The 21,831-nt window shown below is 40.6% G+C and carries 28 protein-coding genes and 1 other annotated feature; of the genes, 7 read left to right on the top strand and 21 right to left on the bottom strand.

The features are described 5' to 3' along the window. Window positions 1-133: 133 nt before the first annotated feature. Both GMD3S_RS0200470 and GMD3S_RS0200465 read left to right on the top strand, forming a co-directional pair. Window positions 134-670 (top strand): biotin transporter BioY, encoded by a 537-nt coding sequence (locus GMD3S_RS0200470; protein ID WP_000709011.1) that lies wholly within the window; start codon window positions 134-136, stop codon window positions 668-670. A gap of 392 nt (window positions 671-1,062) precedes the next feature. Continuing rightward, window positions 1,063-1,620, top strand: coding sequence for a TetR/AcrR family transcriptional regulator (locus tag GMD3S_RS0200465; protein WP_001107627.1), 558 nt, complete (start codon window positions 1,063-1,065; stop codon window positions 1,618-1,620). Between the two features lie 33 nt (window positions 1,621-1,653). On the opposite strand, the gene GMD3S_RS0200460 is transcribed toward GMD3S_RS0200465, so the two are convergent. Further along, window positions 1,654-1,872, bottom strand: a complete 219-nt coding sequence (locus tag GMD3S_RS0200460) for a YdbC family protein (RefSeq protein WP_000807417.1) — start codon at window positions 1,870-1,872, stop codon at window positions 1,654-1,656. Window positions 1,873-1,975: 103 nt separating this feature from the next. Here GMD3S_RS0200460 and GMD3S_RS0200455 point away from each other — a divergent pair, with 103 nt between their 5' ends. Next, window positions 1,976-2,296, top strand: coding sequence for a hypothetical protein (locus GMD3S_RS0200455; RefSeq protein ID WP_001250031.1), 321 nt, complete (start codon window positions 1,976-1,978; stop codon window positions 2,294-2,296). Between the two features lie 27 nt (window positions 2,297-2,323). Here the strand turns inward: GMD3S_RS0200455 and GMD3S_RS0200450 are convergent, their stop codons facing one another. The 7 genes from GMD3S_RS0200450 to rpsP all read right to left on the bottom strand — a co-directional run bounded on the left by GMD3S_RS0200450 (window position 2,324) and on the right by rpsP (window position 5,726). Further along, entirely contained in the window at window positions 2,324-2,662 is a 339-nt protein-coding gene (locus GMD3S_RS0200450) for an ATP cone domain-containing protein (RefSeq protein WP_001196045.1), read from the bottom strand. 11 nt (window positions 2,663-2,673) lie between these two features. After that, window positions 2,674-3,393 carry a tRNA (guanosine(37)-N1)-methyltransferase TrmD gene (gene trmD, locus GMD3S_RS0200445; RefSeq protein ID WP_008277730.1) on the bottom strand — a complete coding sequence of 240 codons (720 nt, stop codon included), beginning with the start codon at window positions 3,391-3,393 and terminating at the stop codon, window positions 2,674-2,676. Beyond that, window positions 3,383-3,901: a ribosome maturation factor RimM gene (gene rimM, locus GMD3S_RS0200440; RefSeq protein ID WP_001105876.1), complete on the bottom strand. Its 519-nt coding sequence runs from the start codon at window positions 3,899-3,901 to the stop codon at window positions 3,383-3,385. Before rimM ends, trmD begins: the two co-directional genes overlap by 11 nt. 30 nt (window positions 3,902-3,931) lie before the next feature. Beyond that, complete coding sequence (locus GMD3S_RS0200435) at window positions 3,932-4,720, bottom strand: alpha/beta hydrolase (RefSeq protein WP_000819211.1); 789 nt, start codon at window positions 4,718-4,720, stop codon at window positions 3,932-3,934. A gap of 98 nt (window positions 4,721-4,818) precedes the next feature. Then, window positions 4,819-5,151, bottom strand: a complete 333-nt coding sequence (locus GMD3S_RS0200430; protein ID WP_000654125.1) for a MazG nucleotide pyrophosphohydrolase domain-containing protein — start codon at window positions 5,149-5,151, stop codon at window positions 4,819-4,821. Between the two features lie 43 nt (window positions 5,152-5,194). Continuing rightward, a complete protein-coding gene (gene kphA / locus GMD3S_RS0200425; RefSeq protein ID WP_000379617.1) occupies window positions 5,195-5,434 on the bottom strand; it encodes an RNA-binding protein KphA in 240 nt (79 codons plus the stop codon). Between the two features lie 19 nt (window positions 5,435-5,453). Next, window positions 5,454-5,726 carry a 30S ribosomal protein S16 gene (gene rpsP / locus GMD3S_RS0200420; protein ID WP_000268760.1) on the bottom strand — a complete coding sequence of 91 codons (273 nt, stop codon included), beginning with the start codon at window positions 5,724-5,726 and terminating at the stop codon, window positions 5,454-5,456. A gap of 217 nt (window positions 5,727-5,943) precedes the next feature. On the opposite strand from rpsP, the gene GMD3S_RS0200415 reads away from it, so the two are divergent. Together GMD3S_RS0200415 and GMD3S_RS0200410 are read left to right on the top strand one after the other, a co-directional pair. Beyond that, window positions 5,944-6,750 carry a peptidylprolyl isomerase gene (locus tag GMD3S_RS0200415; RefSeq protein ID WP_000731941.1) on the top strand — a complete coding sequence of 269 codons (807 nt, stop codon included), beginning with the start codon at window positions 5,944-5,946 and terminating at the stop codon, window positions 6,748-6,750. A gap of 27 nt (window positions 6,751-6,777) precedes the next feature. Continuing rightward, complete coding sequence (locus GMD3S_RS0200410; RefSeq protein WP_000600214.1) at window positions 6,778-7,017, top strand: zinc-ribbon domain-containing protein; 240 nt, start codon at window positions 6,778-6,780, stop codon at window positions 7,015-7,017. Window positions 7,018-7,059: 42 nt separating this feature from the next. Here the strand turns inward: GMD3S_RS0200410 and GMD3S_RS0200405 are convergent, their stop codons facing one another. The 7 genes from GMD3S_RS0200405 to GMD3S_RS0200375 all read right to left on the bottom strand — a co-directional run bounded on the left by GMD3S_RS0200405 (window position 7,060) and on the right by GMD3S_RS0200375 (window position 13,556). Beyond that, window positions 7,060-8,601 carry an ABC-F family ATP-binding cassette domain-containing protein gene (locus GMD3S_RS0200405; RefSeq protein WP_000025374.1) on the bottom strand — a complete coding sequence of 514 codons (1,542 nt, stop codon included), beginning with the start codon at window positions 8,599-8,601 and terminating at the stop codon, window positions 7,060-7,062. Between the two features lies 1 nt (window position 8,602). Beyond that, window positions 8,603-9,082 carry a VanZ family protein gene (locus GMD3S_RS0200400; protein WP_000163100.1) on the bottom strand — a complete coding sequence of 160 codons (480 nt, stop codon included), beginning with the start codon at window positions 9,080-9,082 and terminating at the stop codon, window positions 8,603-8,605. A gap of 1 nt (window position 9,083) precedes the next feature. Further along, window positions 9,084-10,169: a 23S rRNA (adenine(2503)-C(2))-methyltransferase RlmN gene (gene rlmN / locus GMD3S_RS0200395; protein ID WP_000804762.1), complete on the bottom strand. Its 1,086-nt coding sequence runs from the start codon at window positions 10,167-10,169 to the stop codon at window positions 9,084-9,086. Window positions 10,170-10,189: 20 nt separating this feature from the next. Beyond that, complete coding sequence (locus GMD3S_RS0200390) at window positions 10,190-10,720, bottom strand: YutD family protein (protein ID WP_001224366.1); 531 nt, start codon at window positions 10,718-10,720, stop codon at window positions 10,190-10,192. Between the two features lie 155 nt (window positions 10,721-10,875). After that, complete coding sequence (gene sodA, locus GMD3S_RS0200385) at window positions 10,876-11,481, bottom strand: superoxide dismutase SodA (protein WP_000974732.1); 606 nt, start codon at window positions 11,479-11,481, stop codon at window positions 10,876-10,878. 69 nt (window positions 11,482-11,550) lie between these two features. Then, window positions 11,551-12,588, bottom strand: a complete 1,038-nt coding sequence (holA, locus tag GMD3S_RS0200380) for a DNA polymerase III subunit delta (RefSeq protein ID WP_000879622.1) — start codon at window positions 12,586-12,588, stop codon at window positions 11,551-11,553. A gap of 32 nt (window positions 12,589-12,620) precedes the next feature. Next, complete coding sequence (locus tag GMD3S_RS0200375) at window positions 12,621-13,556, bottom strand: dihydroorotate oxidase (protein WP_000255172.1); 936 nt, start codon at window positions 13,554-13,556, stop codon at window positions 12,621-12,623. 204 nt (window positions 13,557-13,760) lie between these two features. Here GMD3S_RS0200375 and gdhA point away from each other — a divergent pair, with 204 nt between their 5' ends. Both gdhA and GMD3S_RS0200365 read left to right on the top strand, forming a co-directional pair. Then, window positions 13,761-15,107 carry an NADP-specific glutamate dehydrogenase gene (gdhA, locus tag GMD3S_RS0200370; protein ID WP_000199519.1) on the top strand — a complete coding sequence of 449 codons (1,347 nt, stop codon included), beginning with the start codon at window positions 13,761-13,763 and terminating at the stop codon, window positions 15,105-15,107. 31 nt (window positions 15,108-15,138) lie between these two features. After that, on the top strand, window positions 15,139-15,624 hold the full coding sequence (locus GMD3S_RS0200365; protein WP_001053559.1) for a GNAT family N-acetyltransferase: 486 nt from the start codon (window positions 15,139-15,141) through the stop codon (window positions 15,622-15,624). A gap of 160 nt (window positions 15,625-15,784) precedes the next feature. Here GMD3S_RS0200365 and GMD3S_RS0200360 read toward each other — a convergent pair whose 3' ends face one another. The 6 genes from GMD3S_RS0200360 to GMD3S_RS0200335 form a co-directional block, all read right to left on the bottom strand. Further along, on the bottom strand, window positions 15,785-16,153 hold the full coding sequence (locus GMD3S_RS0200360) for an EXLDI protein (protein ID WP_000559015.1): 369 nt from the start codon (window positions 16,151-16,153) through the stop codon (window positions 15,785-15,787). A gap of 62 nt (window positions 16,154-16,215) precedes the next feature. Then, a complete protein-coding gene (locus GMD3S_RS0200355; RefSeq protein WP_001166706.1) occupies window positions 16,216-17,118 on the bottom strand; it encodes a DUF2268 domain-containing protein in 903 nt (300 codons plus the stop codon). Between the two features lie 411 nt (window positions 17,119-17,529). Continuing rightward, window positions 17,530-17,898 carry a 50S ribosomal protein L7/L12 gene (gene rplL / locus GMD3S_RS0200350; RefSeq protein ID WP_001196971.1) on the bottom strand — a complete coding sequence of 123 codons (369 nt, stop codon included), beginning with the start codon at window positions 17,896-17,898 and terminating at the stop codon, window positions 17,530-17,532. Between the two features lie 74 nt (window positions 17,899-17,972). After that, a complete protein-coding gene (gene rplJ, locus GMD3S_RS0200345; protein ID WP_001287273.1) occupies window positions 17,973-18,473 on the bottom strand; it encodes a 50S ribosomal protein L10 in 501 nt (166 codons plus the stop codon). Between the two features lie 38 nt (window positions 18,474-18,511). After that, window positions 18,512-18,647, bottom strand: a sequence feature (ribosomal protein L10 leader region). A gap of 61 nt (window positions 18,648-18,708) precedes the next feature. Continuing rightward, window positions 18,709-19,968 (bottom strand): TRZ/ATZ family protein, encoded by a 1,260-nt coding sequence (locus GMD3S_RS0200340; RefSeq protein WP_000870425.1) that lies wholly within the window; start codon window positions 19,966-19,968, stop codon window positions 18,709-18,711. A 114-nt stretch (window positions 19,969-20,082) separates the two neighbouring features. Then, window positions 20,083-21,831, bottom strand: coding sequence for an ABC transporter ATP-binding protein (locus tag GMD3S_RS0200335; RefSeq protein WP_000828809.1), 1,749 nt, complete (start codon window positions 21,829-21,831; stop codon window positions 20,083-20,085).

Genomic DNA, 21,831 nt, shown 5'->3' with positions numbered 1-21,831 from the left:
AGACCTCTTGAGGTCTCTTTTTACTTGTAAAATCGGCCGTTACAAAATTGTTACCTTGATTTCAAAAATAGGTTGACTTTTCTTTCTGAATTAGTATAATAGTTACTATAATTTTGAAAAGAGGTTAACAGTTTTGAAAAAAGCTCATATATATGCTATCCCTGCTATCGGTGCAGCTCTCATCGCCGTATTGGCACAAATCAGTCTCCCTATCGGTCCTGTACCTTTCACTTTGCAAAACTTTGCGATTGGTCTGATTGCTACTGTTTTTAGACCCAGAGAAGCTGTTCTATCTGTAGCTCTCTATCTCTTGCTGGGTGCCATTGGTTTACCTGTTTTTGCAGGGGGAGGAGCTGGATTTCACGTTTTAGTCGGTCCAAGTGCAGGCTATCTTTGGTTCGACCTTGTCTATGCTGGACTTACATCTTATCTCATCCATCAAAAAAGTGGCTACATTCGCATTTTCCTAGCCAACCTCTTGGGTGACTCCCTCGTCTTTGTCGGAGGTATTCTCAGCCTCCACTTCCTTGCTGGTATGCCACTTGACAAGGCACTCGCTGTTGGCGTCCTTCCCTTTATCCTCCCTGATCTTGGTAAGATTATTGCCATTAGTTTCATTAGTCGTCCCCTACTCGAACGATTGAAAAGTCTTCCATATTTTTCAAGATAAAAGAATAGTCCAGAACAATTGTTCTGGACTATTTCCTTTCTAAGAATCAACTGTACACTATTTAGATACTCGACTATTCTTATACCAGTATGAATATTAATCGTTTTATTCTTCAAATTATAGCTATTCACAATATGCAAAGTAGAAAAGTATTCTAATTGATTCAAACCGAATAAGCTTCTATTGATTTTGGATGCTTAGCAATTGTATACTTTTCAGAAAACGCATTTTCAATGATTGAGCTATATTTTATAAATCATTTATGATACAATAGAGCTACCTAAAAGATTCAGAAAATTTAATGTTCATTGATTGTTTATATTAACTTGAACATTCTGATTTTTCTTCATTCAAAAATAACTGTAAATAATTATAAGTAGAAAGGTAATTCTATGGCAAAGAATACTCGTGAGCTAATCATTGGGGCTCTCATCACACTAGCTAAGAAAAATCCTCAGCGTAGTTCCTTTACAATGACTGAAATTGCTGCTGAAGCTGGTATTTCACGACAAGCGATTTATCAAAAGCATTTTAACAACTTTGAAGATATTATCGAATACATTCACGAAGAGACCAATCAGCACATTTTTAACGTCTTTAATAAGTACTGCCCTAGCAATGATGGAGATCCTATCAGCTTTTTAGCAGACCATATACTTCCGCTCATATACGAAAAAAGGGAAATTGTTAACACCTTGTACACCACACAAGTCGACCCATGTTGGAAGGAATTTCTGCGTGGAACATACTCAGAGTGGGTACTAAAGAATGTCAATTACCAACTGAAATATAATTTTAATAAAGAGGACATCGCTTATATCATTACGACCATGGCAATCTCTTTCATTGAAGTCTGGATTCGTAAGGATGATCCAACACCACCTGAAGAGTATAGAGAGACTTTTATTCAATTGTCTAAAACTTCTCTGTGTGACTATATTGTGTCCTAAAAAAAGAATCTTGAGTTGCACTCAAGATTCTTTTTATTGTTGCCCTTTAAAGGCATCGACCATTACCTGAAATTCTTCATTGGAAAGCGTGATTCCTTTGCCCATTTTGGTATGGTCTGGGCTCCAAGCGCGAATGTCAAACTTTGCAGGGGCACCATTAAAGCTAACGCGATTTAGTTCTTTTGTCCATCCTTTGTCATTTTCAGACAAGGTGAGCAAGTGTTCTTCGATTTCAAATGTAAATTCTGCCATTTTAACTCCTTTATGTGATATGCTTTCTATAGTCTATTCGTAAAAATCTTGTGGTTTTTAGGAAAATTTTATATAATGTGGATATATAAGAAGGGAGGATTCTATGAGACAGACATTCAAACTAGTTCTAGATAAACTACATGGTTTTCTCAATGGGAATGATGATCATCCTCAAATCGAGGATAACTCCCTCACTGCTATGATTGAACAAGCCATCCAAAGAAAGACGGCTGTTCATGTCATACTTGCTGAGACAAGTTTTACGGGTGATATTGTTAAACACGATGCTAATCGCCAACAAATTATCGTCAAAAATTTTTCAAAAAACGTGACCCGAATCATTCGTATCAGTGATATTAAACGACTTCGTTTTGTTCCCTCAACCGTACAAAAAGCTCAGAAAAATCTATTTAAGAAAGAGTGAGATGTTCTTTGCATCCCACTCTTTTTCTTAACGAATTTGTTCAAAATGAAGATGAACAGCGATATGGTCGCCATAACCACTTCTCTCCAAATCGCGTTGCAAGCGATAAGAGATATAATGTTCTGCGATTGTAATGTAGCCAGCTCCAAGCAAGCGGTGCTCAACCATTGACTGGATCATGCTGATAGTGGCACGTTCTACTTTTGCTTCTTCCAAGTCCAAAACGACTTTTTTAGTAACTTGAGCTAAGTTTTGACGTAGGTCATCAGTCAAAACATAAACTGTTTGGGCTGCTTTTAGAACAGCTTGGTAAATTTTATCTGGATCAAATTCAGCAATTTCTCCATTACGTTTGATTACTTGCATAAGGTTCTCCTTTATTCTTTGTTTTCTTTGATTTCAGCCAGCATCTTTTCTTCTTCGGCTGTCAGTTTATAGTTTTCTAGCAGGTCAGGTCTGCGTTCGTAGGTTTTCTTTAGACTCTCATACAGCCGCCACTGGCGAATCTTTTCATGGTGCCCACTCATGAGCACATCTGGCACGACCATACCTCGATAGTCATAAGGGCGAGTGTACTGAGGATATTCGAGAAGACCCGAAGAAAAGCTATCATCCTGGTGACTAGACTCCTTACCAATCACTTCCGGTATCAATCGCACAGTCGCATCGATCATGGTCATGGCCGCCAATTCTCCTCCAGTCAAAACATAGTCTCCTAGGGAAATTTCATCAGTTACCAAGGTCTTGATGCGCTCGTCATACCCTTCATAATGACCGCAGATAAAGATTAGTTCTTCCTCTTGAGCCAAATCCTCAGCATAAGTCTGATCAAACTGCTTTCCAGCTGGATCGAGGAGAATGACGCGCGGATTTTTCTTTTCAATAGCATCAAAGGCATCGAAAATGGGTTGAGCCCTTAGCAACATCCCCTGACCGCCTCCGTAAGGTTCATCGTCAACATGACGGGCCTTTTCAGCATATTCTCTGAAATTATGATACTGGATATCCAAGAGCCCTTTTTCTCGAGCCTTCCCAACAATCGAGTGTTCCAGCGGAGAAAACATCTCAGGAAAGAGGGTTAAAATATCAATCTTCATCATCTAGTCCTTCTAAGATTTCCACTTCGACCCGCTTGTTTGGAATATCAACATTGAGAACTACTGGTGGAATGTAAGGTAAAAGCAAATCTCGCTTACCTTTTCGCTTGACTACCCAGACATCATTGGCTCCCGGTTGTAGGATTTCCTTGATAGTTCCTATCAAGTTATCACCCTCGTAAACATCCAAACCGATAATCTCGTGATAATAGAATTCTCCATCATCTAGATCGTTCAAATCTTCCTCGGCGACCTTGAGACTATAACCCTTGTACTTTTCAATCGCATTGATATGGTACATGTCTTTGAATTTGATAATGTCAAAGTTCTTATGCTTACGGTGACTTGCGATGGTCACTGTTTGGACAAACTGGTCTTTATCATCAAATAAAGCCAGCTCTGCCCCTTTTTTAAACCGTTCCTCAGCAAAATCCGTCACAGACAAGACTCGCATCTCACCTTGTAGACCCTGCGTATTAACGATTTTCCCAACATTAAAGTAGTTCATCTTGTCTCCTGTACTCTCCTTCTTTCCATCTTATTCTGACAATTCTCGAATAATATTCGCAATTTTTTCTGATTCAGACCATTGTAAATAATGGTGATTCCCTCCTAAAATGAGTTTAGTATTGGAAGTCCAATATTCTGAGTCTCTGTATTCTTTTTCTCTATAAGCCTGACAAAAAATAAATACAGGGACATGAGCTTCTATAGATACATTCTTAAAATCTTCCTCAGTAATCTCACAATATATATGAAATTCTGGAACTTGTCTTTCCAACTCTGAATCTTTTTCTTGCACTAAATCCCAGATTTCTTCATTAGTTTCAGAGCTAAATGCTGCTTGAGTTATGTTCTTAAAATAGACTTCGGGGCCACACTCTTCAATCAGTCTCATTTGCTCTTCCATTTCTGGATAAGGATTTTCTGAAAAATCAGAAAACATTACTTTTTTAGTTGTTGGTTCAATTGCTACTAAAGCCTGACACTTAATTGATTTGTTCATCAATTTGCAAGCTAAAATTCCACTCAAACTATGTGCACAAAGTATATATTCATAAATCGCCAATTCTTCAAGTACTTCATAAACCGCGTCTACAAGATTGTCCAGATTTTTTCCAGATTGGTCATGAATCGGACTCCTACCTGTGTTTGGAAAATCAATTGTCAAATAACCAATTGTGGGAGGAAGTTTTTCAAGTATAAGTGAAAAATTTTCATAACTTGGTAGCAAACCTGCGCCATTTAAACAAACAAGCACTTTCTTTTGCTTTTTATAAGTAACAGAGAGGCTGCCAATTTTTGTAGTTACTTCAAATCGTTTCATAAAGAAATCCACTCATTCTATAACAATGATTTATTAAAAACCCTTATCCTTTATTTTATCACGTTCTAGGGATTTTCACAAGTTGAAGAAAAAAGACACTATAGATATTTTCCCTCCAAAAATTCTTCCAAATCTCGTTCATGTTGGTACTTAATGGCAGCCTTCTTATCTTTGTCAAAGATGGTTTTGGTTAGATCAATGTCGTTTATGGTCGCGATTGCGACGGTGTAGTGAATGATATCAGCTAGTTCTTTGGCTAGTTCCTCATTTGAGTCCTGGACAGACTCTTTTCGACCAGAGCGCCCGTTCAAGACCTCGGCTACTTCTCCGACTTCCTCCACTAGCTTGATAAAGAGACCTTCCTCAGTCCGAGATTGCTGGTAATGTTCGAGTAAGTAAGCTTGTAATTGTCTAAACGTTAAATCCTTCATCTTCTCCTCCTCACAAAAAAGCGAGACTTCTGTCCCGCTTTTCTTATTTTTCGTCGATAACGATTCTTACTTTCTTGTCTTCAGTTGGGACAGAGTAGACAATCGTTCTTATCGCTGAGATAGTGCGACCTTTACGACCGATAACACGACCGACATCGCTTTGGTCAAGATCCAAGTGATACTCCAAAAACTCTGGTGTGTCTTCGATCTTGATAGTTAAGGCATCAGGTTGTGAAATCAAAGGTTTCACAATCGCAATAATGAGATTTTCAATCGTATCCATCTGTCAACCTACTTTAAACTTATTTTGAGAATTTAGAATCGTGGAATTTTTTCAATACGCCTTCTTTTGAAAGGATGTTGCGAACTGTATCTGAAGGTTGAGCTCCATCAGCCAACCATGCAAGAACGCGGTCTTCTTTCAAAGTTACTTGGTTTTCAGCAACAAGTGGGTTGTAAGTACCAACTGTTTCGATGAAACGTCCGTCACGTGGTGAACGTGAGTCTGCTACGTTGATACGGTAGAAAGGTTTTTTCTTAGAACCCATACGAGTCAAACGGATTTTAACTGCCATTTTTTAATGTCTCTTTTCTTATTTTTTTATTTCGGTGAAATAGCTGAGCTATTTAGCACATGTTCTATTATAGCAGATTTCTGACAGGTGTCAAGAAAAAAACTTGACAGAGTTTTAATTTTTTTAACTCCTAGAAATTTTTAGTAAAATCATTAACATTTGAAATCACCTCCCTTTTAGGGTACAATGGTAGAAATGAATTTTTGAGAGGAAAACAATGAAAAAACTAGCAACCCTTCTTTTACTATCAACTGTAGCCCTTGTTGGATGTACTAGTATCCAACGTAGTCTCCGTGGTGATGAATATGTCGACTCCAGCATCTCAGCTGAAGAAAGCTCAAAAGCAGCTGCTCAGGCTGCCAAAGATTTGAATGACGCATTGACCAATGAAAATGCCAACTTCCCTCAACTTTCTAAGGAAGTTGCTGAAGATGAAGCTGAGGTCATTTTACACACAAATCAAGGCGATATCCGCATCAAACTCTTTCCAAAACTAGCACCTCTTGCGGTTGAAAACTTCCTTACTCACGCTAAGGAAGGCTACTATAACGGCATCACCTTCCACCGTGTCATCGATGGCTTTATGGTCCAAACTGGAGATCCTAAGGGAGATGGTACAGGGGGCCAATCTATCTGGCATGATAAGGATAAAACAAAGGACAAGGGAACTGGTTTCAAAAATGAAATCTCTCCTTACCTATACAATATCCGAGGAGCCCTTGCTATGGCTAACACTGGTCAACCAAACACCAACGGTAGCCAGTTCTTCGTCAATCAAAACTCAACAGATATTTCAGCTAAACTCCCTACAAGCAAGTATCCAAAGAAAATCATTGAAGCCTATAAAGAAGGTGGAAATCCAAGTCTAGACGGCAAACACCCCGTCTTTGGTCAAGTCATTGATGGTATGGATGTTGTTGACAAGATTGCCAAAGCTGAAAAAGATGAGAAAGACAAACCAACGTCTGCTATCACCATTGATAGTATAGAAGTCGTGAAAGACTACGACTTCAGCAAAAAATAAGCCATCAACAGATAAGGAGACGATGACATGATTTTATTTTGGGGTTCTAAAGGTTATCAGAAAGATTTGGGACATACGCAAACTGCGATCGAATGTGGTCACTGTAACAATGTTGACACTTGGGAGATTGTAGAAACTGGACGCAAGTTCACCCTCTACTGGATTCCACTTTTCCCTTATGGTAAGAGTTACTTCGTTTCTTGTCCGATTTGCCACTACGGTAAAGAAATTGAGAAATCTGAAGTTGAAAACTATTTAAATTACTAGTCAAAAAGGCCAAGTCATTTCGACTTGGCTTTTTTACTGCTTTTAAGTTAGCTTGTTAAAGTCCCAGATTTGGTCCATCCAGCCTTCATAGAAGTCTGGTTCGTGACAAACCATAAGAATGCTTCCTTTGTATTCTTTAAGCGCCCGTTTGAGTTCTTCCTTAGCATCCACATCTAGGTGGTTGGTCGGCTCATCCAGCACTAAAACGTTGTTTTCACGGTTCATCAAGAGACAGAAGCGTACCTTGGCTTGTTCTCCACCTGATAAGACCTGAATCTGGCTTTCGATATGCTTAGTTGTCAAACCACAACGAGCAAGGGCCGCACGGACTTCTGCTTGGTTAAGTGCAGGAAAAGCATTCCAAACAGCTTCAAGAGGTGTTTGACGATTGCCACCTTCTACTTCTTGCTCAAAATAACCAAGTTCTAGGTAGTCGCCACGTTCGACTTCTCCAGCGATTGGTGGGATAATGCCCAAGAGAGACTTCAGGAGAGTTGTTTTCCCGATACCATTGGCTCCAATTATTGCAACCTTTTGATTGCGTTCAAAGGTAAGATTTAAGGGTTTGGTCAGAGGACGGTCATAACCAATCTGCAAGTCCTTGGCTTGGAAGATAAAACGCCCTGGCGTACGAGCTGTTTTGAAATCAAAGGATGGTTTTGGCTTCTCACTTTGCAGTTCGATAATATCCATCTTGTCGAGTTTCTTTTGACGGGACATGGCCATATTACGCGTTGCAACACGCGCTTTGTTTCGAGCCACGAAATCCTTGAGGTCTGCAATCTCTTTCTGTTGGCGTTCGTAGGCTGCCTCCAGTTGAGATTTCTTCATAGCATAGACTTCTTGGAACTGGTAATAGTCACCAGAGTAACGCGTCAGCTGTTGATTTTCCACATGGTAGACGATATTGATTACGTCGTTGAGGAAAGGAATATCGTGCGAAATAAGGACAAAGGCATTCTCATAGTTTTGGAGATAACGTTTGAGCCAGTCAATATGCTCAGCATCCAGATAGTTGGTTGGCTCGTCCAGCAATAAGATATCTGGCTTTTCAAGGAGGAGTTTAGCTAAAAGCACCTTTGTTCTTTGTCCACCTGACAAAGAGGTTACATCCGTATCCATGCCATAGTCCATGACACCGAGAGCACGCGCAACTTCATCAATCTTAGCATCCAAGGTATAGAAATCACGACTCTCCAAACGGTCTTGGAGCTCTCCTACTTCTTCCATCAGCGCATCAATATCCGCCCCGTCTTCTGCCATTTCCATATAGAGGTCATTGATACGAGCTTCTGCATTAAATAGCTCATCAAAGGCCGTACGGAGAACATCACGCACAGTTTGACCTTTCTTTAGCACAGCATGCTGATCCAGGTAGCCAGCAGTCACATACTTAGACCACTCAACCTTCCCTTCATCTGGTAACATCTTACCAGTCACGATGCTCATAAAGGTTGATTTTCCTTCACCATTGGCACCGACTAGACCGATATGTTCTCCCTTGAGGAGACGGAAAGACACATCTTCAAAAATTGCACGGTCACCAAAACCGTGACTTAAATTTTTAACTTCTAAAATACTCATTCTAATTCCTTATCTTGTTTTTATGCAGTCCTTTATAGAGGACCCAAGCCAGATAGCCTCCCAGGGTATTGGTCCACAAATCATCAATCTCAAAGACGCGATTAAAATCAAAGAAAAAGTCTAAGACCAGTTGCGTGCACTCAATTCCTAGACTCAGTAGAAAACTGAGAAGGATGATTTTTTTCGTTTGTCGTAAATTTGGACAGAGATAAATCAGTTGAAAGACTAGTGGGAAAAGCAAGAAGACATTTAAAATGTTCTGCAAAAAGATCCAAAGGACTTGTCCCAAACTGGTCACTTCACCCAGATTCCAAAGGGAGTTTAAGGGAGTTAAAAGAAAAACCAGGCGTCCAAAAGTTTGAATACCTGGAGTTTCCACTCCTGTAGGAAGTTGAGGCTGGGGAGTGAAGCAAAAACAGACAATACATAGGCTGTAAACAGCCACTCCCAATCTTAAGAATAATTCTCTTTTTTTAGTCATTTTATGGATTTACCGCTGCGACTGCCTTCTGGCGGTCACGTTTCATTGTATTGGAGCGTAATTGTCCACAAGCTGCATCAATATCTGTACCATGCTCTTGACGGACAACACAGTTGACCCCTTTTTTCTTGAGGGTATCGTAGAAGGCCATCACGCGCTCTTTAGGACTACGGCTATATTGGTCATGTTCACTGACAGGGTTATAGGGAATCAAGTTTACATAAGACAATTTCTTGATGTTCTTGAGCAATTCAGCCAACTCCAAGGCTTGTTCAACACCGTCGTTGACTTCATTGAGCATGATGTATTCAAAGGTCACACGGCGATTGGTTGTTTCGATATAGTACTCAATGGCTGCAAAGAGCTTTTCAATCGGAAAGGCACGGTTAATTTTCATGATGCTTGAACGCAATTCATTATTGGGAGCGTGAAGGGAAACAGCGAGATTGACCTGTACTCCTTCATTAGCAAAATCACGAATTTTATGAGCCAAACCTGAAGTTGAAACTGTGATGTGACGAGCACCGATAGCCATCCCCTTGTCATCATTGATGGTACGAACAAAATTTAATACATTGTTGTAGTTATCAAATGGTTCACCAATTCCCATAACAACGATATGGCTGACACGTTCATCCTGGCCACGTTCATCAAAGTATTTCTGAACTAGCATGATCTGCGCTACGATTTCCCCGTTATTGAGGTCACGTTGCTTCTTGATCAAGCCTGATGCACAGAAGGTACAACCAATATTACAGCCAACCTGAGTGGTCACACAGACTGACAAACCGTAGTGTTGACGCATGAGTACTGTCTCAATCAACATGCCATCTGGCAACTCAAAAAGATACTTAACGGTACCATCAGCTGACTCTTGTACAATCCGTTGTTTCAAAGGATTTACGACAAACTGGTCATTGAGTTTGGCAATCAAATCCTTGGAAAGGTTGGTCATTTCTTCAAACGACTGGACACGTTTACGGTAGAGCCATTCCCAGATTTGATCTGCTCGGAATTTCTTTTCTCCTTGTTCTAAAACCCATTCTTGCATGGTTTGACGTGTTAAACTATAAATAGACGGTTTCATCTCTTCTCCTTATTCTCTATCTATTTCTGACGAATGACAAAATGGCGCTGTCCCTTGTCCTCTTTCTGAGACTTTTGGTCCTTATGACGACGTCTATTTCGCTTATCGGCATTTGGTTTTCTCTTATTTTGCGAAGGTTTCTTGCCTCTTCTAGGAAGGTTTTCCTCCTCTTTTTTACGCATTTTTTTGTCAAATGAAGCCCGTTTCGGTGCTTGATTTTCTAGAACAAAATAGGCACAACCATAACTACAGTACTCTAAAAGATAGTCCTGTAAGCGACTGATCTTTTCAATTTTTTCCTCTGTTCGATCGTCTTTGTAAAAACCACGTAGGCGGAGCTGTTCATTACTCCAGTCCCCCACGACATAATCAAACTTGGTCAACACTTCTGAAAAGCGTTGATTAAAGACTGTCACATCGAAAGCATCCTTGATATTTTCAACCAAGGTAAAAGCAATTCCTTCAGTCTCAACCTTATCCCCATTTACATGAAATTCTGGGCCAGGAAACTTGTTATAGTTGTATAATTCAGGTGCAATTTCTTTACGCATAGTCTTCCTTTTCCACGATTACTTAACACTCTATTTTACCATAATTTCTAGCAGTTAGCACGTTTCTCATAAAAATGAAAAAAGTCTGACGATTTTGTCAGACTTCTGCTTTATAACTTTAAAAAGAGAAGAACAATTCTTCCCTCCATATTTTATTATTTAGCTGCTGCGTAAAGCTCGTCTACCTTGTTCCAGTTGATGACTGAGAAGAAAGCTTTGATGTAGTCAGGACGTACATTGCGGTATTTCACGTAGTAAGCATGTTCCCAAACGTCCAAGCCCAAGATTGGTTTTTTACCTTCTGAGATTGGTGTGTCTTGGTTTGCTGTTGAAGTTACTTCAAGCTTTCCTTCTTTGTTGACAACCAACCATGCCCATCCAGAACCAAAGCGAGTTGTAGCTGCTGCTGTAAAGGCTGCTTGGAACTCTTCAAATGAACCAAATGTTGCGTCGATTGCTGCTGCAAGTTCTGCTGATGGAGCTGTTTTCTCAGGAGTCATCAATTCCCAGAAAAGAGTGTGGTTCAAGTGTCCACCACCATTGTTGATAAGTGCTTGACGGATATCAGCTGGGATAGAGTCTACATCAGCAAGCAAGGCTTCAAGGTCTTCACCAATTTCAGGGTGTTTTTCAAGAGCTGCATTTGCATTGTTTACATAAGTTTGGTGGTGTTTGTCATGGTGCAAGTGCATTGTTTCTGCATCGATGTATGGTTCCAAAGCGTCGTATGCGTATGGAAGGTCTGGTAAGATAATAGCCATCTGTAATACCTCTTTTTCTTTCTATATGAAAATGATAACGCAATCATCCTCTTTTTTCAAGTTTTTTGCTCAATTTGCTTCTGCCGCGATCTGCAAAAGTGCCTTTTCAAACAGGTACCCTTTTTCATAGACACCTGTCTTAATCTGGTAGTCTGTTTCAATCAAACAAGAAATCGCTCGTTTGAGAAAGGCCAAGGAAATCCCTCTCGAATCTCTCAGTGCAAACTTGATTTGATAAGGATTAGGGTTGCGCCCCAAGTAAGTTCCCAGACTGCTTGCAATCTGCGATTCCGTCTGACCAGTCTCTGATAAAATCTTCACTTGGGTAAAGGTACGAAACTGTCCTAACATGACAGCTATGAGCTTGATTTCGTCCTCCCCTTGCAAGGTCAAATCTCTAACCAAGTCACGGGCCTGATCAATCTTCTTAGCTAAAATAAACTGAGTCAAATCAAAAATATTGTCCTGCAGGGTCTTTGGTATAGCCTCGACAATATCCTTCTCCTCTATCATGCCATCTGATTTATAAGACTGTAAAAAAAGGAGGTTTTTCTGAATTTCACTAAATTGAAAACCAGACTTGATGAGTAGATTTTCAAAAGATTTTTCCGCAAACTGCAGACCTTGTGTCTGACTCCATTTTTGGAAAAACTGGCGGAGTTCTTGTTCCTTGGGTTCAATAGCATCAAAGACAGTCGCATCTCGTTTGAGCAATTTGACCAGCCGTCTTTTATTATCTAACTTTCCTTCTGCAAAAATCAACAACTTTGTTGTTGGCGAAGGGTTATCAAGGTATGCCTCAAATGACTTGAGCTCATCATCTGTTAAAAAACGTTTCTTGGCTGTTGTGATATCGACAAAATGGTCTAATATTACGATTTTCTCATCCGCAAAGAAAGGGAGACTGACCAACTCCAACTCTAAGTCTTTATAAGTTACTTCTTTCATATCAAAGTAAGCAAAATTGAGATCAGCTGGATCATAACCAATCTGCTTCAACACTTGACTCTTCATAACTTCAAACTGACCCTGATCTGTCCCTGTAAATAGGTTCAAGCTAGATAGATTTGATAAAGTCAACTTCTGACTGTCTTCAATGGCTAGCATCTTCTCTCCTTTCTTCTGATTTTTTATTAAACTTAATCAATATAGCGCAATTTCCCACGGAAATCTTCTAGGTTCTCATAACCTTTTTCTGCCATAATAGCTTTCAGTTCTTTGGTAATGCGTTCAAAAGCACCGACGCCTTCCTTGTGAAGAGTGGTCCCTACTTGCACCATACTCGCACCGCAGAGGATATGTTCAAAGGCATCACGACCCGTTAGAACACCACCCGTTCCAATGATTTGGATTTGCGGATTGAGACGTTGGTAAAAGGCGTGCACATTAGCAAGAGCAGTCGGTTTGATATACTCTCCACCAATCCCACCAAAACCATTTTTAGGACGAATAACGACCGACTCGTCTTCTATATAAAGGCCGTTTCCGATAGAGTTAACACAGTTAACAAACTTGAGCGGATATTTATTGAAAATAGCAGCCGCTTGATCAAAGTGCACAATATCAAAATAAGGTGGGAGCTTGATACCAAGAGGTTTTGTAAAGTAGGCAAATACTTCAGATAGGATACGGTCTGTTGTTTCAAAATCATAGGCAATCTGAGGTTTTCCTGGAACATTTGGACAAGAGAGATTGAGCTCAGTCAATCCTTTAAACTCGCTCTCTTGAACTTTTTTCAAGATGGTATGTGTTTCTTCTGGAGACATGCCGACTAAAGATAGGAAGAAAGTACGGTTTGGCTCTTTTTCCTGCAAGTCCAAAAGATAGTCCAGATAGTAATCCAAGCCATTATTTGGCAAGCCCATGGAGTTGATAGAACCAAGTGGAACATCCTGGTAACGTGGCTCAGGATTGCCCTGACGAAAGTCCAAGGTCGCTGTCTTTGTGACAAAGGTTCCTGCTGCTGAGTTTTTGACCCCTTCAAGCTCTTCTATCGTCATACAAGCCACACCCGCTGCATTCATCAAGCAATTGTCAAACTCAAAGCCAGCTATTTGTGTTTTCGTTGATACCATGATTCTGATCCTCCAGATTCCTTTTATTTCTAATATTATACCATACTTTAAGATTTTCTCTTTGAGAAACTAATTTCTATATAAAACGTTCGGTTTTGTAAATTGAAAGAATTTTTAGAAAATTTCTGTTTTTTTCTTTACACTCAAAAAAAATTCTGCTATAATGGCTCATGTAATAAAATATAACAACAAAAGGAGAACGATATGACATCTGCTAAAGACTATATCCAAAGCGTGTTTGCAACTGTGAAAGCTCGTAACGGGCATGAGGCTGAATTTCTCCAGGCGGTTGAAGAATTCTTCAGCACTTTGGAACCTGTATTTGAAAAACACCCTGAGTATATCGAAGAAAACATCTTGGCACGCATCACTGAGCCTGAGCGCGTGATTTCTTTCCGTGTTCCTTGGGTTGACCGTGAAGGTAAAGTCCAAGTCAACCGTGGTTACCGTGTTCAATTCAACTCAGCTGTTGGACCATATAAAGGCGGACTTCGTTTCCACCCAACTGTAAACCAAGGGATCTTGAAATTCCTCGGCTTCGAACAAATCTTTAAAAACGTTTTGACTGGACTTCCAATCGGTGGAGGTAAAGGGGGATCAGACTTCGATCCTAAAGGGAAGACTGATGCTGAAGTGATGCGCTTCTGCCAAAGCTTCATGACTGAATTGCAAAAATACATCGGACCATCTCTTGATGTACCTGCTGGTGATATCGGTGTTGGTGGACGTGAAATTGGTTACCTTTACGGGCAATACAAACGTCTTAACCAATTTGATGCGGGTGTCTTGACTGGTAAACCTCTTGGATTTGGTGGTAGCTTGATTCGTCCAGAAGCAACTGGTTATGGTTTGGTTTACTACACTGAAGAAATGCTCAAAGCTAATGGTAACAGTTTTGCTGGTAAGAAAGTGGTTATTTCAGGTTCTGGTAACGTAGCTCAATATGCTCTTCAAAAAGCAACTGAACTCGGCGCTACTGTTATCTCTGTATCTGACTCAAACGGTTATGTCATCGACGAAAACGGAATTGACTTTGATCTTTTGGTTGATGTTAAAGAAAAACGCCGTGCTCGTTTGACTGAGTATGCAGCTGAGAAAGCAACTGCTACTTACCATGAAGGTTCTGTATGGACTTACGCTGGAAACTACGACATCGCTCTTCCATGTGCGACTCAAAACGAAATCAACGGCGACGCAGCTAAACGTTTGGTTGCTCAAGGCGTTATCTGTGTATCTGAAGGTGCTAACATGCCTAGTGACCTTGATGCGATTAAAGTCTACAAAGAAAACGGAATCCTTTACGGACCTGCCAAAGCTGCTAACGCTGGTGGTGTAGCTGTATCAGCGCTTGAAATGAGCCAAAACAGCCTTCGCCTTTCATGGACCCGTGAAGAAGTTGATGGACGCCTCAAAGACATCATGACAAACATCTTCAATACAGCTAAAACAACTGCTGAAACATACGGACTTGGTACCGACTACCTTGCAGGAGCAAATATCGCTGCCTTCGAAAACGTAGCAAACGCTATGATTGCACAAGGTATTGTTTAATTAGTCGATACATCCTATCGGAGGACAAATGATGAACTTACGGCCAATGGAAGTAAGAGATAATCTAGCTGTAGCACAACTCATTCGAGCTAGTCTTGAAGAATTCGGGCTTGACAAACCTGGAACAGTCTACTTTGATTCTCATCTAGATCATTTGGCCGACTACTATCAACAGCAAGAGAGAGCAGCTTACTTTATTCTGGAAGATGAAGGTCAGCTGGTTGGTTGCGGTGGCTTTGCACCTGTGTCTGATAAGATTGCTGAATTACAAAAACTGTATGTCACTAAAAATAGCCGTGGCAAAGGTTATTCCAGCAGGTTGATAAAGCGGATATTCCATGAAGCCCGCCTAGCAGGTTATGAACAACTTTATCTAGAAACCTCTACTGAACTGGCTACGGCTGTGGTAATCTATCAGCACTATGGTTTTACAGCATTGCAACAACCACTTTCTAACGCTGCCGGCCACCCAGCTATGAATATCTGGATGATAAAATCCCTCTTATCAGATGAATAGATGTTAGTATACTATGGTCGACTCGAGGACATCAGTATCAAGCTCCTCAAGACAGCTAAAACAACTTTTAAAAATGTAGCCAATGCTATGATAGTAAAGGTATTGTTTCAGCACTATCACACTAGAAGAAATCCGACTGCTTATAAAAGCAGTCGGATTTTTATATATCTAATTTTTCAAAAAATTTGCCTGTTAACTGCTTTTCTTTTAGCTTCTCAAGTAGCTCATTTTCCAGAAAAGGACTTAGTTCGTCAAAATCTTGACAAACCTTAAAAACAGTCTCTCTGTCCAACTGACCATAAGCTAATTCGTAATAGTCCTTATTATGCTGCCAGTTCTGGTCATAGTTGACATCTGTCCGTTGATAGTAAACGATGTTTTGCTTCGGAGTCAGGTAAAGCTTCTGTGTTAGAATGCTTTTCTGATCTTTAGATAACTTGCTACGACTGAAAATCTTAACACCTTGAAAAATCTTGCGCTCATGAATTCCTTGATCTGTCACCTTCAATTCAATTCTTTTATAGTGCATACTATCACCTCCTGAAATTACCTACATTATATCATGTTCTGGCAAATTTTCAAACAAAAGTGTCATTTCCAAAAGTCTTCAGTCGCCTCTAAAATCTCTTCTGTTGGTGTTACTGTGGCCTCAATAATGCTCTTGCCAGTCTTTTTCAGATAGGCTTGTATAAGATGATAGCCATAAGCATAGCCTGCAGCATAAGGCATACCAACCGGTATTTGACCTTGAATCTCAGCAATTTCATCACCGTAAAGATAAGGAGCCATTTCCGCCATACCTGTTAGCTGAAGCTGACTTGAGATGATGGGCTTAATCTCTTCTAACTGCTCTGGACTGGTTGAAGTAACCCAAGGCCCAATGAGATCCTTACCATAGAGCTCAGCCGCAAAAGACTCTGCCAATCCTTCACTGACTACCCAGTCTGCTAGTGTCGTCTGCTGGTTCCATTTGACAAATTGGAAGCGGACATTGTGATTGCACTCATGGGCTAACGCTGCCTGCACACGGGGTAAAGTATAGTCATTTGGTAGTAAACTAAGCATGAGGTAGCCTGGAATTCCTCCATCTCCGCTGTAACCCTTATTGAGCTGTAGCATAGGTTTTTCTGGATTGCCCAATAAAATAGTAAAATAGTAATCCTCAACCTCTAAGTCATAGCCAGCTTGCTCAAAAAGACCAATACTCCTCTTGATGGTATCTTGACAATCCTGCCAGAGTTGATCAGAGCTCAGAGCGTCGATAGCCGGTCTATCCTTTTCTGATAGAGTTCCGGGCAACTGATTCATAAAGCCAAGTAGGAATAGAGCATCAAATCCTCCAGGGTACTTTGCTTTCAAAGGGATGTGTTGCGTTTGGTATTTCATTGCAAAAGGTGCTAATATTTTAGCTCGAAAGAGACCTTCTCTCTTTTCTAAAGGAAGCTCAAGCATCTCCTGATAAACTTTATCTGAACGAATCATATTGATTTGCATAATAATCTCCTTTCTTATCTACTATTAGTATAATCCCTTACCTAGGGTCAGAGTCAAGAAGAAAATTGAAATATCTATTAAAATTTCATTGAAATTACCTCAAACCGTTCGAAAATTACCTTCAATAAAGTTCTTTAATACTGAGATTGTAATATCCGGAGTATCAATAAATTAAAAACTTACTTTTCTACTGTTCATAGGAATGATGATACCAGAAAAAAATAAATCCTGAAGGGTAAAAACTTGTATTATTTTTTATGGAAAGCCTATTATTCAAAACTTGTTTGTCTCCTAGATAAACTATATAATTAGTTTGCCCCATTTGTACCCCATGAAATATAAAAAGAAAAACCGCTACTCCTAAGAATAGCGGTTTTATCATGTTTTTAAGCTACTAATGTAGTTGCTCTATTATTTAAGAGTAACTGAAGCTCCAGCTTCTTCCAATTTAGCTTTGATTTCTTCAGCTTCTGCAGTTGGAACGCCTTCTTTGATGACACCTGGTGCACCATCAACAAGTTCTTTAGCTTCTTTAAGTCCAAGACCAGTGATTTCACGTACAACTTTGATAACGCCAACTTTTTTGTCACCAGCAGCTGTCAACTCAACGTCAAATGAGTCTTTAGCAGCACCAGCGTCAGCAGCACCAGTTGCAGCAACAGCTACAGGAGCAGCTGCAGTTACACCAAATTCTTCTTCGATAGCTTTTACAAGGTCGTTCAATTCAAGGATTGAAGCTTCTTTAATTTCAGCAATAATGTTTTCAATGTTCAATGCCATTGTTATTTCCTCCAAATAAGTTTTTAATTTTATAATAGTTTTTTCGTAGCTAAGCTACGCTGCGTAGCTTAAGATTAAGCTGCGTCTTCTTTGTTGTCTGCAACCGCTTTGACTGCAAGAGCAACGTTGCGCACTGGCGCTTGAAGTACAGAAAGGAGCATAGAAAGAAGTCCTTCGCGGTTTGGAAGAGTTGCAAGTGCAAGAATCTCTTCTTTTGATGCGACAGCGCCTTCGATTGCACCACCTTTGATTTCAAGTGCTTCAGCGTTTTTAGCAAAATCGTTCAAGATTTTCGCTGGTGCGATAACATCTTCGTTAGAAAATGCTACTGCAGATGGTCCAACAAATACTGATGCAAGATCTTCAAGACCAGCTTTTTCAGCTGCACGACGCAAGATTGAGTTTTTAATGACTTTATACTCAACTTCGCTTCCACGAAGCTCACGACGAAGAACTGTATCTTGCTCAACTGTCAAACCACGAGCGTCTACAACGACGATAGATGCAGCAGCTTTCATTTTTTCAGCTACTACGTCAACTAGTTCCGCTTTTTTAGCAATAATTGCTTCACTCATTAGTGTGTTCACCTCCGTAATTATTTTGCTTGGGGAATTTTTCCAAAAGAAAAACGCGCCCAAACCTAGACACGAAAGTACAATACGCTTCTTTTTACATGATACGTTTTGTCCTCGGTAGGATCTTTATGAGTCGAGCTCCCCTACTGTCTTAGGCAGTTTTTTCAAACCGTATATAAGTATAGCATAGACAAAAAAAGAATGCAAGATTTTTGCAAACTTTTTTTAAATTTTTTTAAATCTCTACTGTCAAAACTTTGCCTTGCTTAACCACCTGTTCTCCAGCGATATAAACATCTTCAACATCACTGGATTTGACAGCATAAACCAGATGAGAGAGCATATTTTTCTGAGGTTGAAGATGGATTTTTCCTTGTGGTTGAATGACCAGAAAATCCGCTTGCTTGCCAACTTCTAGGCTTCCTATCTGCTTTTCCATTCCTAGAACCTTAGCTCCTTCGATCGTCAATGCCTTAAGGGCTGTCTCGATAGGAAATTGGCTGGCATCTCCACTTTTCATCTTTTGAAGAAGGGCTGCAGTCCGTCCTTCCTCAAACATATCTAGATTGTTATTGGAAGCAACCGAGTCTGTCGCAATTCCGACTGCTACTCCTGCTTTTTGCAGTTGGATGATGGGAGCAATCCCTGAGGCCAGTTTGAGGTTACTGATAGGATTATGGGCGATGGCCACATGAGAAGTTGCCAAGCGTTCAATTTCTCGCTCGTTTAGCTCGACCCCATGAGCAAAGACAGACGGATGATCTAAATAACCCAGTTCTTCTAGAAAGGCGAGGGGACGTTTGCCATAGCGTTTGAGGATAATTCCTGACTCCTCCTTGGTCTCCGCTACATGGATATGGATAGGAATGTCCAGCTCTTTTGCCATATCTAAGCTCGCTTCCAGCAAGTCTCTACTACAGCTATATGGAGAATGAGGAGCTACCATAACCTTGAAATTTGGGTTTTCATATTCTAAGATTTCCTCTATGATGGCACGTGTTCTGCTTATGGTCTCAGCAGTTGTTTCTGCCTCTGAAGAAAAGAGGGTCGGTGAGAAATAACAACGCATCTTAGATGCCTTGACTGCCTGATAAATTTGCTCAATATCCACACCATTGGGATTATACATATCGTTGAAGGTTGTTGTCCCTGACTGGAGCATCTCTGTCAGAGCTTCTTTGACTGCCTTGGTAGTCATGTCGGGAGTAAATCCTGCTTCTGCCGGCCAGATATAGTCATTGAGCCATTCATGGAGGTTGCTGTCATCCCGAATCCCTCGCAAACCTGTCATAGCAGAATGGGTATGGCAATTAACCAAACCAGGCATGATCCAGGCTCCCTGATAGTCTATAATCTGCTCAGCTTGCTCTAAAATCTCTGGTTTCTCTTGACCGACATAGATGATTTGAGAGTCCTTAACGGCTAAGATACCATCCAAATAAACATGGAAATCTTGGTCACAAGTCACGATATTTACATGCTGATATACTTTCATTATAGGCTCCTTTTCTATAAGACAATATACAGTGAATAATTTTTCTAGCTATTGTAACAAAAAAGTCACCCGAAGGCAACTTTTTTTGTCCATAAGATTTCAAAATAGAAAGGATTATTCAGAGCTAAAAGCCGCAGCTTTTTGCATTTGGTAATACTTGCCCTTTCTAGCCATGAGGTCATGATGGTTACCATGCTCCACAATGTCACCATCTACCAAGACAAGAATCAAATCCGCATCCTGAATGGTTGACAAACGGTGAGCAATAATAAAGCTTGTGCGCCCCTTCATGAGTTTGGCAAAGGCATCCTGTACTAGCACCTCTGTCCGTGTATCGATGGAGGAAGTCGCTTCGTCTAAGATAAGAATCTTTGGAATAGCTAGAAAGACTCGGGCGATGGTCAAGAGCTGGGCTTGCCCAACAGAGAGAGATTCTCCTGCATTTTCCAGTTTGGTATCATAGCCTTGGGGTAACTGTTGGATGAAAAAGTCTGCATTGGCTGCCTTTGCAGCAGCAATCACTTGCTCCCGACTGGCATCAGGATTTCCAAAGGCAATATTGTCATGAATGGTCCCTTGCTTGAGCCAGGTTTCTTGGAGTACCATCCCAAACTGCTGTCTCAATGACGCTCGGGTATAATCATAAATGGACTGCCCATCTAACAAGATATCTCCCGAGTTAATAGGATAAAAACGCATGAGGAGATTGATAAGAGTTGACTTACCAGCACCTGTAGGACCAACGATGGCTACCTTGCTACCAGCTGGGATATTGATAGACAAATCCTTAATCAAGATCCTTTCAGGATGGTATCCAAAAGAAACATGCTTAAAGGAAATGGCTCCCTTAACTTGGTCACTGGTCAAGACTTCCTTACCTGTTTCAGCCACCTCTGGACTTTCTAAGACAGCATAGACGCGCTCTGCGCAAGCGAGAGCACTTTGCAACTCAGCTAGCACTGAAGAAATATCGTTAAAGGGCTTGGTATACTGCTGAACATAGTTCAAAAAAGTTACTAAACGCCCAATGGTCAAGGTTGAACCCATCATGATACGATAAGCTCCTACTCCAGCTAGAAGAGCATAAATGAGCGCATTGACAAAGCGAGTCGAAGGATTAACCGTTGAGGAATAAAAGATAGCTGACTGAGAATAGCTTGCGTAGTTGGCATTCGCCTCGTGCAGTCTTTGGATAAACTCTGTCTGAGCATTGAAGGACTGGATAATGGTCTGCTGGCTAAGCGACTCTTCAATCAACTGAGTCTGAATTCCCCTCGTCTCTGTTTGCTTCTGGAAGAGATGATAGGAGCGTTTGGCAATAAAGCGTGAAATCACCATGGACAGCGGCGTCAACAGCAAGACCAAGAGGGTCATGAGGAGGTGAATTTGGAGCATGGCTAGAATACTAACCAAAATCATCAAAACACCAATGAAAAATTGATTGAAAATCATGGTCAAACCAGCTGCCAACTGTTCTATGTCTGTGGTCACACGACTAACCATCTCTCCACTGCCCTGCCGGTTCACAAAAGCAATCGGTAAACGATGGAGCTTATGGATAATTCGCTCTCGCAAGTCTCTGGTATAAGAGAAGATTAGACGATTATAAAGAAGAGGATTGGCCCATTGTACCAGAGTATTTCCTATGACTACCAATATCATCTGAATGAAAATCTGCCAAAAAACTGGTGATGAACCAGCCACTAGAACTTGGTCAATGACCTGTCCAATCAGAATAGGTAGGTAAATTGATAAGCCAACTTGGGCAATAGTTCCTAGAAAGGCAAGGAAAAGGAGGAAAGGATGGTTTGCTAAATCTATGGCCAAACGTTTGAGCGTCTGGTTTGCAGTTTGTCGTTTCAT

The organism is Streptococcus sp. GMD3S, from assembly GCF_000298695.2.
GTDB lineage: Bacteria > Bacillota > Bacilli > Lactobacillales > Streptococcaceae > Streptococcus.
This window is presented reverse-complemented; position numbering and strand designations above follow the sequence as displayed.

Coding starts and splice junctions, on each gene's coding strand:
- GMD3S_RS0200455 (WP_001250031.1), top strand. CDS start 1,976: ATGAGACAGACATTCAAACTAGTTCTAGATAAACTACATGGTTTTCTC.
- GMD3S_RS0200435 (WP_000819211.1), bottom strand. CDS start 4,720: ATGAAACGATTTGAAGTAACTACAAAAATTGGCAGCCTCTCTGTTACT.
- rimM (WP_001105876.1), bottom strand. CDS start 3,901: ATGAACTACTTTAATGTTGGGAAAATCGTTAATACGCAGGGTCTACAA.
- GMD3S_RS0200405 (WP_000025374.1), bottom strand. CDS start 8,601: ATGAGTATTTTAGAAGTTAAAAATTTAAGTCACGGTTTTGGTGACCGT.
- GMD3S_RS0200410 (WP_000600214.1), top strand. CDS start 6,778: ATGATTTTATTTTGGGGTTCTAAAGGTTATCAGAAAGATTTGGGACAT.
- GMD3S_RS0200365 (WP_001053559.1), top strand. CDS start 15,139: ATGAACTTACGGCCAATGGAAGTAAGAGATAATCTAGCTGTAGCACAA.
- rlmN (WP_000804762.1), bottom strand. CDS start 10,169: ATGAAACCGTCTATTTATAGTTTAACACGTCAAACCATGCAAGAATGG.
- sodA (WP_000974732.1), bottom strand. CDS start 11,481: ATGGCTATTATCTTACCAGACCTTCCATACGCATACGACGCTTTGGAA.
- GMD3S_RS0200430 (WP_000654125.1), bottom strand. CDS start 5,151: ATGAAGGATTTAACGTTTAGACAATTACAAGCTTACTTACTCGAACAT.
- trmD (WP_008277730.1), bottom strand. CDS start 3,393: ATGAAGATTGATATTTTAACCCTCTTTCCTGAGATGTTTTCTCCGCTG.
- GMD3S_RS0200375 (WP_000255172.1), bottom strand. CDS start 13,556: ATGGTATCAACGAAAACACAAATAGCTGGCTTTGAGTTTGACAATTGC.
- GMD3S_RS0200355 (WP_001166706.1), bottom strand. CDS start 17,118: ATGCAAATCAATATGATTCGTTCAGATAAAGTTTATCAGGAGATGCTT.
- gdhA (WP_000199519.1), top strand. CDS start 13,761: ATGACATCTGCTAAAGACTATATCCAAAGCGTGTTTGCAACTGTGAAA.
- rpsP (WP_000268760.1), bottom strand. CDS start 5,726: ATGGCAGTTAAAATCCGTTTGACTCGTATGGGTTCTAAGAAAAAACCT.
- GMD3S_RS0200465 (WP_001107627.1), top strand. CDS start 1,063: ATGGCAAAGAATACTCGTGAGCTAATCATTGGGGCTCTCATCACACTA.
- GMD3S_RS0200450 (WP_001196045.1), bottom strand. CDS start 2,662: ATGCAAGTAATCAAACGTAATGGAGAAATTGCTGAATTTGATCCAGAT.
- GMD3S_RS0200340 (WP_000870425.1), bottom strand. CDS start 19,968: ATGAAAGTATATCAGCATGTAAATATCGTGACTTGTGACCAAGATTTC.
- rplL (WP_001196971.1), bottom strand. CDS start 17,898: ATGGCATTGAACATTGAAAACATTATTGCTGAAATTAAAGAAGCTTCA.
- GMD3S_RS0200360 (WP_000559015.1), bottom strand. CDS start 16,153: ATGCACTATAAAAGAATTGAATTGAAGGTGACAGATCAAGGAATTCAT.
- rplJ (WP_001287273.1), bottom strand. CDS start 18,473: ATGAGTGAAGCAATTATTGCTAAAAAAGCGGAACTAGTTGACGTAGTA.
- GMD3S_RS0200390 (WP_001224366.1), bottom strand. CDS start 10,720: ATGCGTAAAGAAATTGCACCTGAATTATACAACTATAACAAGTTTCCT.
- kphA (WP_000379617.1), bottom strand. CDS start 5,434: ATGGATACGATTGAAAATCTCATTATTGCGATTGTGAAACCTTTGATT.
- GMD3S_RS0200415 (WP_000731941.1), top strand. CDS start 5,944: ATGAAAAAACTAGCAACCCTTCTTTTACTATCAACTGTAGCCCTTGTT.
- holA (WP_000879622.1), bottom strand. CDS start 12,588: ATGCTAGCCATTGAAGACAGTCAGAAGTTGACTTTATCAAATCTATCT.
- GMD3S_RS0200335 (WP_000828809.1), bottom strand. CDS start 21,831: ATGAAACGACAAACTGCAAACCAGACGCTCAAACGTTTGGCCATAGAT.
- GMD3S_RS0200460 (WP_000807417.1), bottom strand. CDS start 1,872: ATGGCAGAATTTACATTTGAAATCGAAGAACACTTGCTCACCTTGTCT.
- GMD3S_RS0200400 (WP_000163100.1), bottom strand. CDS start 9,082: ATGACTAAAAAAAGAGAATTATTCTTAAGATTGGGAGTGGCTGTTTAC.